This is a genomic window from Pseudomonas sp. P106(2024), from assembly GCF_057480815.1.
In genome coordinates this window covers 1-16,791 of sequence record NZ_JBLIYU010000025.1, presented here as the reverse complement: position 1 = coordinate 16,791, position 16,791 = coordinate 1, and the positions used below count along the sequence as shown (strand labels likewise).

The window sequence follows — 16,791 nt, the reverse complement described above, 5'->3', positions numbered from 1 at the left end:
GGGCTCACGGCATGGCGTAGCCAGGCCGTAGATCCCGCCCGGTCTGTAGCCCTGGCCTCAGGACTATAAGAATTACAACAGAATGAGTGGAGCACTATGATCAAGATTTCCAAGCTGTTTGCCGCGATGGTTCTGGCCGGAGTCGCCAGCCATTCGTTTGCCGCCGACACCATCAAGATCGGCATCGCCGGTCCCAAGACCGGGCCGGTGACCCAGTACGGCGACATGCAGTTCGTCGGCGCCAAACAGGCCATCAAGGACATCAACGCCAAGGGCGGCGTCGATGGCAAGATGCTCGAAGCCAAGGAATACGACGACGCGTGCGACCCTAAACAGGCCGTGGCCGTCGCCAACAAAGTGGTCAACGATGGCGTCAAGTACGTGATCGGCCACCTCTGCTCCAGCTCCACCCAGCCTGCGTCCGACATCTACGAAGACGAAGGCGTGATCATGATCACCCCCGCCGCCACCTCCCCGGACATCACCAGCCGTGGCTACAAGATGGTCTTCCGCACCATCGGCCTGGACAGCGCCCAGGGCCCGGCCGCCGGCAACTACATCGCCGACCACGTCAAGCCGAAGGTCGTTGCGGTCCTGCACGACAAGCAGCAGTACGGCGAAGGCATCGCCACCGCGGTCAAGACCACCCTCGAGAAGAAAGGCACCAAGGTCGCCGTCTTCGAAGGCCTGAACGCCGGTGACAAGGACTTCTCCTCGATCATCCAGAAGCTCAAGCAGAACAACGTCGACTTCGTCTACTACGGCGGCTACCACCCGGAGCTGGGCCTGATCCTGCGCCAGGCGCAAGAGAAGGGCCTGAAGGCCAAGTTCATGGGTCCGGAAGGCGTGGGTAACGACTCCATCTCGCAGATCGCCCAGAATGCCTCCGAAGGCCTGCTGGTCACCCTGCCGAAATCGTTCGACGCCGACCCTGCGAACAAGGCCATCGTCGACGCCATCAAGGCCGACGGCAAGGACCCGAGCGGTCCGTTCGTGTTCCCGGCCTATTCGGCTGTCCAGCTGATCGCCGAAGGCATCAAGGCCGCCAAGTCCGAAGACACCGACAAGGTGGCTGCCGCCATCCACGCCGGTACCTTCAAGACCCCGACCGGCGACCTGTCCTACGATGAGAAAGGCGACCTGAAGGACTTCAAGTTCGTGGTCTACGAATGGCACTTCGGCAAGCCGAAGACCGAAGTCTCCCCTCAGTAACTGCGTGACTAATAGCTGACCGAGAAGCCCACTGTGCGAGCAGTGGGCTTTGTTTTACGAGGTTCTATGGACCTGATTCCCGTGATCCGGGAGCCGGTTCACCTGAAAATCTTAAAACCGTCACCCGCGGTTTCCTGGTTGTGCCCGCACAAGATCACGTGGCGTAGACCACGAGAACATGGGCCGGGGTCATCCCCCGCCAGAGAAATGCAAATCAGGTTTTTAGGAGCGCTGTAATGCCTGAGATCTACCATTTCCTACAACAACTGGTTAACGGATTGACCATCGGCAGTACCTACGCGCTGATCGCCATCGGTTACACGATGGTGTACGGCATCATCGGCATGATCAACTTCGCCCACGGCGAGGTGTACATGATCGGTTCCTACGTGGCCTTCATCGCCCTCGCCGGGCTGGCCATGATGGGCATCCACTCATTGCCGATCCTGATGACCGTGGCCTTCGTCGCCACGATCTTCGTCACCAGTGCCTACGGCTACAGCATCGAACGGGTCGCCTACCGACCGCTGCGCAACAGCAACCGGCTGATCCCGCTGATCTCCGCCATCGGCATGTCGATCTTCCTGCAGAACACCGTCCTGCTGTCGCAGGACTCCAAGGACAAGTCCATCCCCAACCTGATCCCCGGCAGCTTCTCGTTCGGCCCGGGCGGCGCGGAGGAGGTGCTGGTCTCGTACATGCAGATCCTGGTGTTCGTGGTGACCCTCGTCGCCATGACCTGCCTGACCCTGTTCATCTCCCGTTCTCGCCTGGGTCGCGCCTGCCGCGCCTGCGCCGAGGACATCAAGATGGCCAACCTGCTGGGCATCAACACCAACAACATCATCGCCCTGACCTTCGTCATCGGCGCCGCGCTGGCGGCGGTGGCGGCCGTGCTGCTGAGCATGCAGTACGGGGTGATCAACCCCAACGCCGGTTTCCTGGTGGGCCTGAAGGCCTTCACCGCGGCGGTACTGGGCGGCATCGGCAGCATCCCGGGCGCCATGCTCGGCGGGCTGGTGCTGGGCGTGGCCGAAGCGTTCGGCGCCGACATCTTCGGCGACCAGTACAAGGACGTGGTGGCATTCGGTCTTTTGGTTCTTGTCCTGCTGTTCCGGCCGACCGGCATCCTGGGCCGCCCGGAGGTTGAAAAAGTATGAACAGAAATCTCAAACAGGCGTTCTTCAGCGCCTTGCTGGTCTGGGCCGTGGCCTTCCCGGTGCTGGGCTTGAAACTCAGCATCGACGGCATCAGCCTGATCGTGCACAGCCAGGGCTCGTTCACCATCAGCATCATCGCCGCGTGCTCGGTGCTGATGTTCCTGCGCGTGTTGTTCGACAAGCAGTGGAGCGCGGTGATGGGCCGCCGCTCGGAGCGCAAGCTGGTACCACCTTCGGTGACCAACTTCCTCACCCTGCCGAAGACCCAGCGCTGGGTCATCATGGGGCTGATCGTGGCGGCGCTGATCTGGCCGTTCTTCGGCTCGCGCGGCGCGGTCGACATCGCCACCTTGATCCTGATCTACGTGTTGCTGGGCCTGGGCCTGAACATCGTGGTGGGGCTTGCGGGCCTGCTCGACCTGGGTTACGTCGGCTTCTATGCCGTCGGCGCCTACAGCTACGCGATGCTCTCGCACTACCTGGGCTGGAGCTTCTGGGTGTGCCTGCCGATCGCCGGCCTGATGGCCGCCACCTTCGGTTTCCTGCTCGGCTTCCCGGTGCTGCGCCTGCGCGGCGACTACCTGGCGATCGTGACCCTGGGCTTCGGCGAGATCATCCGCCTGTTCCTGCGTAACCTCACCGACTGGACCGGCGGCCCCAACGGCATCAGCAACATCCCCAAGCCGGAGTTCTTCGGCCTGACCTTCGAACGCCGCGCCGCCGAGGGCATGCAGACCTTCCACGAGTTCTTCGGGCTGGAATACAACTCGATCAACAAGGTGATCTTCCTCTACCTGGTGGCCCTGCTGCTGGCACTGCTGGCGCTGTTCGTCATCAACCGCCTGCTGCGCATGCCGATCGGCCGGGCCTGGGAAGCGCTACGTGAAGACGAGATCGCCTGCCGTGCGCTGGGCCTGAACCCCACCGTGATCAAGCTCTCGGCGTTCACCCTGGGTGCCTGCTTCGCCGGTTTCGCCGGCAGCTTCTTCGCTGCCCGCCAGGGGCTGGTGACACCGGAGTCGTTCACCTTCATCGAGTCGGCGATCATCCTCGCCATCGTCGTGCTGGGTGGCATGGGTTCGCAGCTGGGCGTGATTCTCGCGGCCATCGTGATGATCCTTCTGCCGGAGATGATGCGTGAGTTCAGCGAATACCGGATGCTGATGTTCGGTGCGCTGATGGTGTTGATGATGATCTGGCGTCCGCAGGGCCTGCTGCCCATGCAACGTCCGCACATGGAGCTGCCTCGATGAGCCGCGAAATTCTGCAAGTCAGCGGCCTGAGCATGCGCTTCGGCGGCTTGTTGGCGGTCAACGGCGTGGGCCTGACCGTCAAGGAAAAACAAGTGGTGGCGTTGATCGGCCCGAACGGCGCCGGCAAGACCACCGTGTTCAACTGCCTCACCGGCTTCTACAAGCCCAGCGGCGGCACCATCCTGCTCGACGGCCAGCCGATCCAGGGCCTGGCCGGCCATCAGATCGCCCGCAAGGGCGTGGTGCGGACCTTCCAGAACGTGCGCCTGTTCAAGGAAATGACCGCGCTGGAAAACCTGCTGATCGCCCAGCACCGCCATCTGAACACCAACTTCTTCGCCGGCCTGTTCAAGACCCCGGGCTTCCGTCGCAGCGAGAAGGAGGCCATGGAGCGCGCGCAGTACTGGCTGGAGAAGGTCAACCTGACCGAGTTCGCCAACCGTACCGCCGGCACCCTCGCCTACGGCCAGCAGCGGCGCCTGGAAATCGCCCGCTGCATGATGACCCAACCGCGGATCATCATGCTCGACGAACCGGCCGCCGGCCTGAACCCCAAGGAGACCGAGGACCTCAAGGCCCTCATCGCCTACCTGCGCGAATCCCACAACGTGACCGTGCTGCTGATCGAGCACGACATGAAACTGGTGATGAGCATTTCCGACCACATCGTGGTGATCAACCAGGGCACGCCCCTGGCCGATGGCACGCCGGAAGAGATTCGCGGCAACCCTGATGTGATCAAGGCCTACCTGGGGGAGGCGTAAATGCTGAAGTTCGAGAACGTTTCCACCTTCTACGGCAAGATCCAGGCGCTGCACAGCGTCAACGTGGAGATCAACCAGGGCGAGATCGTCACCCTGATCGGTGCCAACGGTGCCGGCAAGTCGACCCTGCTGATGACCCTCTGCGGCTCGCCCCAGGCGAGCAGCGGCAGCATCAAGTACCTGGGCGAGGAGCTGGTCGGCCAGCCGTCCTCGCACATCATGCGCAAGAGCATCGCGGTGGTGCCGGAAGGCCGCCGCGTGTTCTCGCGCCTGACTGTCGAGGAAAACCTGGCCATGGGCGGTTTCTTCACCGACAAGGGCGACTACCAGGAACAGCTGGACAAAGTCCTGCAGCTGTTCCCGCGTCTGAAGGAACGCTACATCCAGCGCGGCGGCACCATGTCCGGCGGCGAGCAGCAGATGCTGGCCATCGGCCGGGCGCTGATGAGCAAGCCCAAGCTGCTGCTGCTCGACGAGCCATCGCTGGGCCTGGCGCCGATCATCATCCAGCAGATCTTCGACATCATCGAACAGCTGCGCCGCGATGGCGTGACGGTGTTCCTGGTGGAGCAGAACGCCAACCAGGCGCTGAAGATCGCCGACCGGGCGTATGTGCTGGAAAACGGCAAGGTGGTGATGCAGGGTACCGGTGAAGCGTTGCTGACCGACCCGAAGGTACGCGACGCGTACCTCGGGGGTTGAATGATCAAAGGGCCTTCGGGCCCTTTTTTCTTGCCCCTCGATGAGGCCCTTGTGATACCTGCGCACCCTGCGTAACGTGGCCAGCTCTTTTGCAACGTCTCCCGGAGCACGCCCCATGCGCCTCACCCCTTCACTGTTGCTCACCGCCTTGCTGCCGCTGTTCGCCGGCTGCCAGATGCTGGCCGAAAAACCGGTCGACCCGAACCTGGGCACCACCCGCATGCAAGGCGAGCTGAGCGCGGCCGGCGGTCATCTGCTGTTCAAGCCCTGCAGCGAAAGCCGTCGCTTCATCGTCAACGACGTCGCCGCCACCGGCATCCTGCAGGAAGCCGCCAACCTGGCCGACGACGCCGGTGACAAACTGTTCGCCGACGTCCGCGCGCGCATGACCGGCAGCAAGCAGGCCGGCAGCGACGGCCAGCTCGACGTGACCCGCCTGTACCGACTGGAAACCTCCGAATACAGTGGCTGCGAAGACCCGAACTTCAAGCAACTGACCCTGCGTGCCGGCGGCCATGAACCGGACTGGGACATCAAGGCCAGTGGCAAGGGCATGGTGCTCAACCGCATCGGCCAGGACCCGCTGCCGCTGCCTTACCTGGAGGAGGAAATGCCCGGCGGCGGCCTGAGCTTGTCCAGCGAAGCCAATGGCCAGCGCGTCGAGCTATGGGTCGCGCCGCAGCGCTGCGTCGACGGCGCCACCGGTGCCATCCGCCACCTCAAGGCCGAGCTGCGCATCGACGGCAAGACCCTGCAGGGCTGCGCCTACTACGGTGGCGCCCGCGACCTCTGATCGCCGGGCACTTTTATCCTGCCAGTCGGGGCGGCTAACAGCTTATACTTGGCGGTTTGTGTAAAGCCGCCGGCCGCCCATGGCCGGGATACTGGACCCTGCCATGCTACGAATCACCGAACTGAAGCTGCCCCTGGACCACTCCGACGACGAGCTGCGCGCCGCCATCGTCCAGCGCCTGGGCATCAGCGATGAGCAACTGCTCGGTTTCACCCTGTTCAAGCGCAGCTACGATGCGCGCAAGAAGAACAGCGAGCTGCTGTTCATCTACACCATCGACCTTGAAACCAGCAACGAAGACGAACTGCTGCGCCGCTTTGAAGACGACGCCAAGATCAGCGTGGCCCCGGACGTCAGCTACAAGTTCGTCGGCCAGGCCCCGGCCGAGCTGTCTGCGCGCCCGATCGTGGTCGGCTTCGGCCCCTGCGGCATCTTCGCCGGGCTGGTGCTGGCGCAGATGGGCTTCAAGCCGATCGTGCTGGAACGCGGCAAGGAAGTGCGCCAGCGCACCAAGGACACCTGGGGCCTGTGGCGCAAGAGCGTGCTCAACCCCGAGTCCAACGTGCAGTTCGGCGAAGGCGGCGCCGGCACCTTCTCCGACGGCAAGCTGTACAGCCAGATCAAGGACCCGAACCACCACGGCCGCAAGGTGCTGGAAGAGTTCGTCAAGGCCGGTGCCCCGGAAGAGATCCTTTACATCAACAAGCCGCACATCGGTACCTTCCGCCTGACCAGCATGGTCGAGAAGATGCGCGAAGAAATCATCACCCTGGGCGGTGAGGTACGCTTCGAGCAGAAGGTTACCGACCTGCTGATCGACGGCGAACAGCTCACAGGCGTGGTACTGGACAGCGGCGAACAGTTGCACTCGCGCCATGTGGTCCTTGCCTTGGGTCACAGCGCCCGCGACACCTTCCGCATGCTCCACGCCAAAGGCGTGTTCATGGAAGCCAAGCCGTTCTCGGTCGGTTTCCGTATCGAGCACCCGCAGTCGCTGATCGACAAGGCGCGCCTGGGCAAGTACGCCGGCCACCCGAAACTCGGCGCCGCCGACTACAAGCTGGTGCACCACGCCAAGAATGGCCGTTCAGTCTACAGCTTCTGCATGTGCCCGGGCGGCACCGTGGTCGCCGCCACCAGCGAACCGGGGCGCGTGGTCACCAACGGCATGAGCCAGTACTCACGCAATGAGCGCAACGCCAACTCCGGCATCGTCGTCGGTATCGACCCCGAGCGCGACTACCCGGGCGGCCCACTGGCTGGCATCGAGCTGCAGGAACGCCTGGAGGCCCATGCCTACGTGATGGGCGGCAGCAACTACCAGGCACCGGCGCAGTTGGTGGGTGACTTCGTCGCCGGCCGTCCGTCCACCGCGCTGGGCAGCGTCGAGCCGTCCTACAAGCCGGGCGTGACCCTGGGCGACCTGGCCCCGAGCCTGCCGGACTTCGCCATCGAGGCGATTCGTGAGGCGCTGCCGGCCTTCGACCGCCAGATCAAGGGCTACAACCTGCATGACGCGGTGCTGACCGGCATCGAGACCCGCACCTCCTCGCCGCTGCGCATCACCCGTGATGCCAGCTTCCAGAGCCTCAACCTCAGGGGCTTGTTCCCGGCGGGTGAAGGTGCGGGCTACGCTGGTGGCATTCTGTCAGCGGGCGTGGATGGCATCCGCATCGCCGAGGCGGTGGCGCGGGACATACTCGGCCTGTAATCCCACTGCAGGGCAAGCAAAAGAAAACCCCGAACAGGCCAGGCCGGTTCGGGGTTTCTTTTGTGCGGTGATCAGTGAGTGACGCGACTGGTGCCATCGACGGTCATGATGCGCACACGCTCGCCCACACGGAAGATCTCGTTCTGCTGCACTTGCTGCACGTAGGCGCGCATGCTGCCGTCGTCTTCACGTACGGTAATCTCGACGCCCTGGGTGCGGGTCAGGCCTTCTTCGGCGGCCGAACCTGCCAGGCCACCGGCCACGGCACCGATTACCGCAGCAACGATGCTGCCTCGGCCTCCGCCGACGGCGCTACCGGCGACGCCACCGACGATGGCGCCGGCGCCACCGCCAATCGGGGTCTTGGTGCCTTCGATCTTCACCGGACGCAGGGATTCGATGGTGCCCATGCGCACGGTCTGCACGCGGCGGGCCTCATCACGGGAGTAGCTGTCGCCGGTCAGCGACGACTGGCAGCCGCCCAGCAGCAGCGACACGGTGGTGAAGCTGGCCAGCAGCAAAGCGGATTTACGCATGGGGTCAATCTCCAGAAGACAAGTGTTCATTAGACTCCGCGCCTTGACAGGTGTCACGACGCAAACGTTATAAAATTGTTTTCATTCAGCCCAGGTACAGCCTATGCCGGCCATGTGGCGGGCATTTAACGTGAGACCAAGGATAGCCATGGATTACTTCATCGTCGTCGTGGTGACTATCGCCGGCCTGTATTTTCACGGGTGGCTGTATGTGCGCATGCGTCGCTGGATGGACCGGGACCTGGCGCTGTCGCTAGCCGGGGAGGATCCGGCGAAGCGGGATTTCATGCTCAAGTTGCTCGAGCGGGCGCGGGTGGAGAAAGTGCGGCGCAAGGAGTTGGCGGCGTGGCTGGAGCGGGAGGCGGCGGGGTATCGGTAATGCTGGGGCTGCTTTGCAGCCCCAGCACCTCAGGGCGCCAGGCGCTCGCGCAACCACTGGCCATCGACCAACCGGAAGTTCAGCCGGTCGTGCAGGCGACTGGCTCGCCCCTGCCAGAACTCGACACGCTCCGGCACCAGGCGGTAGCCGCCCCAGTGTTCCGGGCAATGCGGTTGCGTATCGGAAAAGCGCGCCTCGGTGGCCTTGACCAGCCCTTCCAGCTCCTCACGGTCAGCAATCACCCGGCTCTGCGGCGACGCCCAGGCGCCCAGGCGGCTGCCCAGCGGGCGTACCTGGTAGTAATCGTCCGACTCCTTGGCCGTGACCTTTTCCACCCGCCCTTCAATTCGCACCTGGCGCTCCAGCGCCGGCCAGAAGAAGGTCATGGCCGCGAACGGGTTCACCGCGATGTGCTGGCCCTTGGCGCTTTCGTAATTGGTGAAGAACGTGAAGCCTCGGGCATCGAGGGCCTTGAGCAACAGTACCCGGCAATGCGGGCGGCCGTCGGCGTCGACGGTCGCCAGGGTCATGGCGTTGGCTTCCACCGGCAGTTGTTCGGTCTTCACCGCATCAGCGAACCAGTGGTGGAACAGCGCGAACGGCTCCCCCGGGGCCTGGGCTTCGGCCAGGCCATCACGGGTGTAGTCGCGGCGCATATCGGCCAGGGATTGGGTCATGACTGCGTTTCCTTGACGATCAGTTGGTCTTCGCAGGGCTGTTGGCGGCGACTTTCTTGTCGGTGGCGGCCTTCTTCGCGGCAGGTTTGGCCGGAGCGGCTTTCTTCTTCGCGCTGGTGCTGGCCTTGGCCGGCGCCTTGGCCTTGGCGGCCGGCTTTTTCGCAGCTGGCTTGGCAGCGGCCTTGGCGGCTGGCTTGGCCGCCGGAGCCTTGGCATCCTGGGTGGCGACCATCGCCGTCGGGGCTGGCGCCGGGGCGGCCTGCTGGTACTTGGCCAGCAGCGCGACCATGGTGTTCTGCGGGGTCAGCAGCAGCTCGACGCGTCGGTTCAGGGCACGGCCCTCGGCGCTGTCGTTGGCGGCGCGCGGCATCACCGAGCCCATGCCCTTGAGCATCAGGCGGTCACGCTGCAGGCCGCTGAGACGGAAGATCGCCGACACGGAAGCTGCGCGCTCGAGGCTGAGCTTCTGGTTGGCGGCGGTGGCACCGCTGCTGTCGGCGTGGCCGAGGATCAGCACCGCGGTCTTGGTGTCGGTCTCAATGGCCTTGGCCACCTGGGTGATCGGGCCGAGGGTGACCGGCAGCAGCATGTTCGGACGGTCCGGGTTGTAGGCGCTGTCCACCGGAATGGTTACCGCCAGCACATCTTCACGACGTTCGAGTTCGAACTTGCTGCCCTTGATCGCTTCGCGGACCTTCGGTTCGTACTGGTCGAGCCAAGCCTGGGTGGCCTTCTGGTCGATCTTCGGCACCGCCGCGACCTTGTCTTTTTTCTCGTCGCTACCGAACGGCCACCACCAGCGGCTGGCGCTCTCGGACTTGGCATCGGCCTTGGCGACGTTTTCGACGACAGCCTCCTTCACTTCCTTGTCGGCGACCTTGTCCGAACCAAAGGGCCACCAGTTCAGGCCACTGTCCTTGGAAGCGTCCTGGGAGTGGCTGGCGCAGCCGGTCATGGCCAGGCACAGGGCGAGTGCTAAGGTTTTATGTGAAGACATCAGCGATACACCATGAAATAGAAAGAAATTTTGCCCATACCCATCAGGCGTTGGCATTGAGGATAGTCAAAGGGTCCGGTCAATACCCGCGTTACCCGATCAAAGGCAACTGCCAAGGACACGCACCAGGCGTTGAGCGCGCGGGTCCATCAGTACATAGGGGCCCAGGGTATTGGTGACGAAGCCAAAGGCCACGTCGTGTTCGGGGTCGGCAAAGCCGACCGAGCCGCCCGCGCCGGGATGGCCGAACGCCCGCGCGCCAAGGCCGAAAGTGGCGTTGGCCACTTCTGGCTGGTCGAGCATGCAGCCCAGGCCGAAGCGGGTCTGGGTCAACAGGGTGCGGTCCTGGCCGAGGCTGTGCTCGCGGGTCAGTTCGTCAAGCAGTTCGGACTCCAGCAGGCTGCCGTCGAGCAGGCCGGCATAGAAGCCCGCCAGGCTGCGGGCGTTGCCGTGGCCATTGGCCGCTGGTTGCTGCATGCGCCGCCATTCGGGCTTGTTGGTGCTGGTGAGGATTGCCGGAGGGTTGGTGAAAGCCCGGGTCGACAGGGCCTCGGGCTCGCGCATCGTGACCTGCAGCAGGCGCTGGGCCGCGGCATCGCCGGGGTTGCCCTTGCCGCGGGCGATATGCGCCACGCGGTGGAACGCGTCGTCGGCCAGGCCGACATGGAAATCCAACCCCAATGGCCGGGCGGTGCGGGCCACGATCGAGTCGCCCGGGCCGCGACCGTCGGCGCGGCGGATCAACTCGCCGATCAGCCAGCCATAGGTGATCGCCGCGTAACCGTGTTCGCTGCCGGGCGTCCACCAGGGCGCTTCGGCGGCCAGGGCATCGACCATGGCCTGCCAGTCATACAGCGCCTCGGCCGGCAGCAGCTCGCGGATGGCCGGCAGACCTGCGCGGTGGCTGAGCAACTGGCGCAGGGTGACCTGCTCCTTGCCAGCCTGGGCGAACTCCGGCCAGTAGCGCGCCACCGGCGCATCGAGGGCCAGCTTGCCCTCGCCCACCAGTTGCAGGGCGGTGACGGCGGTGAAGGTCTTGGTGCAGGAGAACAGGTTGGCGATGGTGTCGCTGTGCCAGGCCTCGCGGCCGTCCTTGTCGGCGCTGCCAGCCCACAGGTCGAGCACGGTCTCGCCGCCGACCTGGATGCACAATGCGGCACCACGCTCCTGGGGATCCTCGAACAACGCGGCGAAGGCATCGCGCACCGCCTCGAACTTCAGCTCATAGTGACCCTGGATCTGCACCCGACTACCTCTCTGTACGGCCTGGCTTGCAAAGGGGTGCATTGTTTCAGTAGTTGGGCGATTTGCAAACTGGATATGGCTGGGTGGTTGTCAGGGGTGTCCATGTTCCCTGGTGGGACGCTATCGCGGGGCAAGCCCGCTCCCACAAAAGCGCTGCCAGGGACAGCGCTCATTTTTTGGGAGCGGGCTTGTCCAGTTCGGTGCGTAGCTGCGTGATGCTCTGCAGGTTGCTCCGGCGCACCGCTTCGACGAAGCCCGGGTAGCTCACGTCGGTGATGGCCACCAGGCCCAGGTGGCCGTTCTCGCCGTCCAGCAGCCTGCCGCTGGCCGGTTGGTCGAGATACTGGAACCAGTGCGCGCCAACGATCATCGGCTGGGCCATGGCGGCCTTGAGGAAGTTGGCATAGGCCGGCCCGCGATCTTCCTCGCGGGCGACTTCCAGCGGGCCTGGCCAGAACGGACCGCGATCGCGGGAGCCGAACTGGAACTCCGAGACGAGCACCGGCTTGTCCAACTCGGCCAACCGGACGAAGTCGTAGCCGTCTTCAGGCTTCAAGGTATAGAAGTTGAAGCTCAGCACATCGCAGAACCTGGCGCAGGCCTGCACCGCTTCAGGCGTGCTGACCGCATAGCGACCGCCCAGCAGCAGATGGTTGGGCGCATGCCACTTCAGGGCATCGGAAATGGTCTTGAAATAGGTTTCGGCGAACACCTGCTGGAAATACTGGTAGTCACGCTCGATTTCCGGGTGCTCCGGATTGGGCAATGGCGCCTCGAACCCTGGGTCTTCCATCAGTTCCCAGGCGGTCAGCTCGATCCCCCAGGCCTTCGACAAACCTTGCTGGTTGCGGTATTTGTCGCGCAACTGCTTGAGGAAGGCACGCTTGGCCGGCACATCGGTGGTCAGGCGCAAGGTGCCATAGGCCAGGCCGTAGCGTGCCTTGGGATCGTCGCCGGGGGCGGCCCAGGCCAGTTCGTTGTCGGCGAAATAACCGATCAGCCAGGGGTCATCGCGGTGATCCCGGGCGGCGATGGCCACGGCGCGCTCGGTGGCCATGGCGAAGCGCGGGTCGAACGGGTCGGGCATGCGACCCCACCAGTCCATGCCAGTGCTGATGCTGGCGTAGTCACCGACGATCGACAGCGGCAAGGTGTACGGCAGGCGCCTGGCCTGGCCGAGCGCCGGGTCGCTCCAGTTGCCGAGGGTGTTGAAGCCCCAGGCCTGCAGGCGATCGAGGGTGTGGGCCTGCCAGCGCTGGGCGTCCAAGGCCGGCGCCGGGCAGGCCGTGCCATCCTGCGGACAAGGCTTGCCGTAGGTGCGCTGCAGGTTGGCCGCATAGAAATCGAACCAGCGCCCTTGCTTGAAGCCCCGACCCTGGGACGAGGCATTGCCGTCATCATTGTTTCCTTCGCCGTAGAAGGCGGTCATGGCGTCGCCCTCGCCCGGCAAGCCCTTGAACATGCCTTCGCGACCGGCGACATAGGTGCGCCCGCCATCGGCGGCAACGGCATTGACGCCGAGCGAATAGAACGGATGCCCGTCGGGCGTCACCAGGTACCAGCGCCCGTCGCGCTTCTCGGTGCGGAAGAAGCCCTTGGCTTCGAAGGCCGGCCCCGCGAGCAGGCCGCCATAGGTGTCCAGCTTGAGCTTGTCGCGCTCAGCCAGCCAGGCCTTGAGTTGTGCCTGTTCACGGTTGTCGGCGGCCTTGAGCTGCTCATCGCCGACGATCTTCTCCGGCCAGCGGCCCCGAGTCGACTGCCCATAGGCATCGATCAATTCGCTGTAGGCAGCCTTGAACGCCTGGTCGTCATCCTGCAGGCCGACTTTCTCGATCAACAGGCTCTGGGCTACCTTGGGGCCGGGAATGCTCAGGCTGATCGAAGTGACCTGCGCCAAGTCCACCGCGCCTTCACTGCTGGTGAGTAGCAGGCGTTGTCCCTCGAAAGTCCAGGGCATCGGTGGCCCGGCGCGCATACCCTGGCTCAGTGGTGAACTGGCCTTGAGCGGAATCATCACGGTCTGCGCGGGCCCGGCCGGCAGGTCGATGCGGCTGGTGAGGGTACGCCCGTCGCTGCTCTGCACCGTTACATCGACAGTCAGCGCCCAGTCCATGCCACTCTGCAGGCGCAGGGTCAGTGCCTGGCCGGCGCTCCAGTCCCACGCTCCGCCTTGTGGCGCGAGGCGCAGGGTCGGCTGCGCCACCGGGTTGAACACCACCCGCCGCAACACTTCGCCTTCGGCTGTCTGTTCCGCGTTGTACTGCGGCAGGTTGGCGTCCTGGGTGACGACATTCACCACCGAGGCCGGGCGCACGAAGCTGAACAGCGTCTGTTGCCCGGCCAGCAAGGGCGCACTGAACAACAGGGAGAACACGACAGGCAGGGTGCGGCGGATCATAGGGCGGTGACTCTCCTTCGGAGCCCGTCATGGGCTCGCAATCGAGTAATGGACAACGGGTCTAGCATCTTGCTCCGGCGCTCAGCCGATTTCCCGTCGGAAGGGTGGCAGTGCGTTGAGAATAGCCTTGCCGTAGCGTTGGGTGACCAGGCGTCGATCGAGCAAGGTGATGACGCCACGGTCCTGCTCGGTGCGCAGCAACCGACCACAGGCCTGGATCAGGCGCAGCGAGGCGTCGGGCACGGCGATTTCCATGAACGGGTTGCCGCCCCGGGCTTCGATCCATTCGGCCAGCGCGGCTTCAACCGGGTCATCCGGCACGGCGAAGGGAATCTTGGCGATCACGACGTGCTCGCAGTAGGCACCCGGCAGGTCGACGCCCTCGGCAAAGCTGGCCAGGCCGAACAGCACGCTGTGTTGGCCATCGTCGACCCGCGCCTTGTGCTTGTTGAGGGTCTCCTGTTTGGACAGGTTGCCCTGGATCAGCACCAGCTTGCGCCAGTCGCGGTCCAGGCCATCGAACACGTCCTGCATCTGCTTGCGCGACGAGAACAGCACCAGCGCGCCACGGGCATCCTCGACGATGGCCGGCAGTTCGCGGATGATCGCTGCGGTATGGGCGGTGGCATCCCGTGGGTCGGCGCCCAGGTCGGGCACTCGCAACAGCCCGGCGTCACCGTGCACGAACGGGCTGGGCACCACGCATTGCACGGCATCGCGGGGCAGGCCCGAACGCATGCGGAAGCGGTCGAACTTGCCCAGGGCGGTGAGCGTTGCCGAGGTCACCAGAGCGCCATAAGCGACGTTCCACAGGCTCTTGCGCAGCATCTCGGCGGCCAGGATGGGGCTGGCGTTGACTTCGATGTCAAACAGCGCGCCGCTTTCAGCCAGGGTCAGCCAGCGGGCCATGGGCGGGTTGTCTTCCGGATCTTCGGCGGTGAACGCGGTCCACAGTTCCCAGTTGCCCTGGGCGCGGGTCACCAGGCTGCCGAACAGCGGGTACCACTCCTCGGCCTGGTGGCTGGCGATACCAATGTTGTTCTCGCCATCCATGCCTTCCTTGAGCAGGTCGGCCAGGCGGGTAAACAGGTCGTTGAGGCGGGCGAAGCCTTTCTTGAGCTCGATGCCGACCTCGCGGATCTGCTCAGGCACCACCCCGCCTTCGAAACGGTAGCGCGGACGGTCACGGCCTTCCATGTCCTCGCCGGCGCGGAAATCCGCCACCTGCTCGCAGAGGGTGAACATGAACTGCTGCTGGGCGCGGACTTCCCGCGCCAGCTCCGGGACCTGCTCGATGTACTTGCCAAGGTCGCCCGGCAGCGGATGCTGGGCCAGCAGCTTGGTCAGGTTCTTGGCGGTCTGCTCCAGCCAGTCGGCGGTGGAGCGCAGGCGCGAATAGTGGGCGAAGTGGCCGATGGCCTTGTCGGGCAGGTGGTGGCCTTCGTCGAACACGTACAGGGTGTCGCGCGGGTCGGGCAGCACGGCGCCACCGCCCAGGGCCAGGTCGGCCAGGACCATATCGTGGTTGGTGACGATCACGTCGACCTTGCCCATGCCTTCACGGGCCTTGTAGAACACGCACTGCTGGAAGTTCGGGCAATGCCGGCCGGTGCACTGGCCATGGTCGGTGGTCAGGCGAGCCCAGTCCTGGTCCTCGATGGTTTCGGACCAGCTGTCGCGGTCGCCGTCCCAGCGGTTGCCGGCGAGCTTCTCGATCATGCTGTTGAACAGCTTCTGGCTGCGCTCGTCAACCTCGATGCGAAAGCCCTCTTCCTCGAACAGCTGGGCGGTGGCCGACTGGGCATGGCCTTCCTGCAGCAGGACGTCGAGCTTGGACAGGCACAGGTAGCGGCCGCGGCCCTTGGCCAGGGCGAAGCTGAAGTTCAGCCCGCTGTTGCGCATCAGGTCAGGCAGGTCCTTGAAGACGATCTGCTCCTGCAGGGCCACGGTCGCGGTGGCGATTACCAGGCGCTTGCCAGCAGCCTTTGCGGCGGGGATTGCGGCCAGGCTGTAGGCGACGGTCTTGCCGGTACCGGTGCCAGCCTCGACGGCCACCACGGCGGGCTCGCCGGCACGGCGGCCGTCGTCGTCGCAGGCGATGTCGCCGAGTACCTTGGCCACTTCGGCGATCATCAGGCGCTGGCCGTAGCGTGGCTTGAGGCTTTTGGCTTCGAGGAAACGCGAGTAGGCGCCCTGGATGGTGGCTTTGAGTTCGTTGCTGATCATGGTCTGCAGGCGCCCGGAGGGCTGGATATATTTTCAGTGTTTCGCATGGGCCGGCTATCATACCCCGCTATTGCCCTTTGTGCCGCATGGAGATCCGGATGCTTGCCTTTGCCCTGCCCTACACCTTGCATGTCCTGGCCGCCCTTGTCTGGGTCGGGGGGATGTTCTTCGCCTGGCTGGTGCTGCGGCCGGCATCGGTTGCCGCGCTGGAGGGGCCTGCGCGGCTGCGGTTGTGGGTGGAGGTTTTCCAGCGGTTCTTCAGATGGGTCTGGCTGGCGGTGGCGGTGTTGGCTGTCAGCGGGGTCGGGATGATTCACCTGCGGTTTGCCGGGTTCGAGACCGCGCCTCGTTACGTGCAGGTGATGATTGGCGGGGGGATTGTCATGTTTGCGTTGTTCATGCGGATTCAGTCTTTGTTGCTGCCTGAACTGCGGACGGCGGTGGAGGCTGGGGATTGGGCTTCGGGGGCTGGGGTGCTGGGGCGGATTCGGCGGTTGGTGGGGGTTAATTTATTGATTGGGGTGTTGGTGGTGGGGGTGGCCAGTTCGCGAGTTTGGGTTTGAGGGGGTTGGCTTCGGCCTCGGCTTCACAGATGATTGTTTTTGGTTTTTGTAAGCACATTCGTAGGTGATGTCGACATGGAAGTGTCAGATTTTTTGTGTGCGGGCCGGTAACGGCCTGCCGTCAGGCAGGCCCTGACTTTCACCAGGTCGGCCTGATGAACCGATCTCCGTACAA

The 16,791-nt window shown here is 64.4% G+C and carries 15 protein-coding genes; 9 read left to right on the top strand and 6 right to left on the bottom strand.

Annotated features, from left to right (window positions below):
• The first annotated feature begins 96 nt into the window (after positions 1-96).
• The 7 genes from AC25M7_RS24650 (at position 97) to AC25M7_RS24620 (ending at position 7,595) form a co-directional block, all read left to right on the top strand.
• The gene (locus AC25M7_RS24650; RefSeq protein ID WP_062573082.1) at positions 97-1,212 is read left to right on the top strand and encodes a branched-chain amino acid ABC transporter substrate-binding protein; all 1,116 of its coding nucleotides are present in this window, start codon (positions 97-99) and stop codon (positions 1,210-1,212) included.
• Positions 1,213-1,448: 236 nt separating this feature from the next.
• A complete protein-coding gene (gene livH, locus AC25M7_RS24645; RefSeq protein WP_028692119.1) occupies positions 1,449-2,372 on the top strand; it encodes a high-affinity branched-chain amino acid ABC transporter permease LivH in 924 nt (307 codons plus the stop codon).
• Positions 2,369-3,625: a high-affinity branched-chain amino acid ABC transporter permease LivM gene (locus AC25M7_RS24640; RefSeq protein ID WP_028692120.1), complete on the top strand. Its 1,257-nt coding sequence runs from the start codon at positions 2,369-2,371 to the stop codon at positions 3,623-3,625. Before livH ends, AC25M7_RS24640 begins: the two co-directional genes overlap by 4 nt.
• Positions 3,622-4,389 carry a high-affinity branched-chain amino acid ABC transporter ATP-binding protein LivG gene (livG, locus tag AC25M7_RS24635; RefSeq protein WP_028692121.1) on the top strand — a complete coding sequence of 256 codons (768 nt, stop codon included), beginning with the start codon at positions 3,622-3,624 and terminating at the stop codon, positions 4,387-4,389. The genes AC25M7_RS24640 and livG overlap by 4 nt, the downstream gene beginning before the upstream one ends.
• Positions 4,390-5,091, top strand: coding sequence for an ABC transporter ATP-binding protein (locus tag AC25M7_RS24630; RefSeq protein ID WP_028692122.1), 702 nt, complete (start codon positions 4,390-4,392; stop codon positions 5,089-5,091). It begins immediately after the preceding gene.
• A gap of 115 nt (positions 5,092-5,206) precedes the next feature.
• Positions 5,207-5,884: a COG3650 family protein gene (locus AC25M7_RS24625; RefSeq protein WP_028692123.1), complete on the top strand. Its 678-nt coding sequence runs from the start codon at positions 5,207-5,209 to the stop codon at positions 5,882-5,884.
• 103 nt (positions 5,885-5,987) lie between these two features.
• Complete coding sequence (locus AC25M7_RS24620; RefSeq protein WP_486971582.1) at positions 5,988-7,595, top strand: NAD(P)/FAD-dependent oxidoreductase; 1,608 nt, start codon at positions 5,988-5,990, stop codon at positions 7,593-7,595.
• A gap of 71 nt (positions 7,596-7,666) precedes the next feature.
• Here the strand turns inward: AC25M7_RS24620 and AC25M7_RS24615 are convergent, their stop codons facing one another.
• Positions 7,667-8,131: an outer membrane lipoprotein gene (locus AC25M7_RS24615; protein ID WP_023632818.1), complete on the bottom strand. Its 465-nt coding sequence runs from the start codon at positions 8,129-8,131 to the stop codon at positions 7,667-7,669.
• A gap of 148 nt (positions 8,132-8,279) precedes the next feature.
• Between AC25M7_RS24615 and AC25M7_RS24610 the strand changes: the two genes are divergently transcribed.
• Positions 8,280-8,510, top strand: a complete 231-nt coding sequence (locus AC25M7_RS24610; RefSeq protein WP_028692125.1) for a hypothetical protein — start codon at positions 8,280-8,282, stop codon at positions 8,508-8,510.
• Between the two features lie 29 nt (positions 8,511-8,539).
• Here AC25M7_RS24610 and pdxH read toward each other — a convergent pair whose 3' ends face one another.
• The 5 genes from pdxH to dinG form a co-directional block, all read right to left on the bottom strand.
• Positions 8,540-9,187: a pyridoxamine 5'-phosphate oxidase gene (pdxH, locus tag AC25M7_RS24605; protein ID WP_028692126.1), complete on the bottom strand. Its 648-nt coding sequence runs from the start codon at positions 9,185-9,187 to the stop codon at positions 8,540-8,542.
• 19 nt (positions 9,188-9,206) lie between these two features.
• Positions 9,207-10,184 (bottom strand): OmpA family protein, encoded by a 978-nt coding sequence (locus tag AC25M7_RS24600; protein ID WP_028692127.1) that lies wholly within the window; start codon positions 10,182-10,184, stop codon positions 9,207-9,209.
• Between the two features lie 99 nt (positions 10,185-10,283).
• The gene (locus AC25M7_RS24595; protein ID WP_241413353.1) at positions 10,284-11,429 is read right to left on the bottom strand and encodes a serine hydrolase domain-containing protein; all 1,146 of its coding nucleotides are present in this window, start codon (positions 11,427-11,429) and stop codon (positions 10,284-10,286) included.
• Between the two features lie 169 nt (positions 11,430-11,598).
• Positions 11,599-13,827, bottom strand: coding sequence for a beta-galactosidase (locus tag AC25M7_RS24590; protein WP_486971581.1), 2,229 nt, complete (start codon positions 13,825-13,827; stop codon positions 11,599-11,601).
• Between the two features lie 81 nt (positions 13,828-13,908).
• Positions 13,909-16,053 (bottom strand): ATP-dependent DNA helicase DinG, encoded by a 2,145-nt coding sequence (gene dinG / locus AC25M7_RS24585; protein ID WP_062363845.1) that lies wholly within the window; start codon positions 16,051-16,053, stop codon positions 13,909-13,911.
• Between the two features lie 98 nt (positions 16,054-16,151).
• On the opposite strand from dinG, the gene AC25M7_RS24580 reads away from it, so the two are divergent.
• A complete protein-coding gene (locus AC25M7_RS24580) occupies positions 16,152-16,616 on the top strand; it encodes a CopD family protein (RefSeq protein WP_486971580.1) in 465 nt (154 codons plus the stop codon).
• The last annotated feature ends 175 nt before the right edge of the window (positions 16,617-16,791 follow it).

Bases quoted from the DNA above. Each gene is read 5' to 3' on its own strand.
- AC25M7_RS24650 (WP_062573082.1), top strand. From the start codon at position 97: ATGATCAAGATTTCCAAGCTGTTTGCCGCGATGGTTCTGGCCGGAGTC.
- livH (WP_028692119.1), top strand. From the start codon at position 1,449: ATGCCTGAGATCTACCATTTCCTACAACAACTGGTTAACGGATTGACC.
- AC25M7_RS24640 (WP_028692120.1), top strand. From the start codon at position 2,369: ATGAACAGAAATCTCAAACAGGCGTTCTTCAGCGCCTTGCTGGTCTGG.
- livG (WP_028692121.1), top strand. From the start codon at position 3,622: ATGAGCCGCGAAATTCTGCAAGTCAGCGGCCTGAGCATGCGCTTCGGC.
- AC25M7_RS24630 (WP_028692122.1), top strand. From the start codon at position 4,390: ATGCTGAAGTTCGAGAACGTTTCCACCTTCTACGGCAAGATCCAGGCG.
- AC25M7_RS24625 (WP_028692123.1), top strand. From the start codon at position 5,207: ATGCGCCTCACCCCTTCACTGTTGCTCACCGCCTTGCTGCCGCTGTTC.
- AC25M7_RS24620 (WP_486971582.1), top strand. From the start codon at position 5,988: ATGCTACGAATCACCGAACTGAAGCTGCCCCTGGACCACTCCGACGAC.
- AC25M7_RS24615 (WP_023632818.1), bottom strand. From the start codon at position 8,131: ATGCGTAAATCCGCTTTGCTGCTGGCCAGCTTCACCACCGTGTCGCTG.
- AC25M7_RS24610 (WP_028692125.1), top strand. From the start codon at position 8,280: ATGGATTACTTCATCGTCGTCGTGGTGACTATCGCCGGCCTGTATTTT.
- pdxH (WP_028692126.1), bottom strand. From the start codon at position 9,187: ATGACCCAATCCCTGGCCGATATGCGCCGCGACTACACCCGTGATGGC.
- AC25M7_RS24600 (WP_028692127.1), bottom strand. From the start codon at position 10,184: ATGTCTTCACATAAAACCTTAGCACTCGCCCTGTGCCTGGCCATGACC.
- AC25M7_RS24590 (WP_486971581.1), bottom strand. From the start codon at position 13,827: ATGATCCGCCGCACCCTGCCTGTCGTGTTCTCCCTGTTGTTCAGTGCG.
- dinG (WP_062363845.1), bottom strand. From the start codon at position 16,053: ATGATCAGCAACGAACTCAAAGCCACCATCCAGGGCGCCTACTCGCGT.
- AC25M7_RS24580 (WP_486971580.1), top strand. From the start codon at position 16,152: ATGCTTGCCTTTGCCCTGCCCTACACCTTGCATGTCCTGGCCGCCCTT.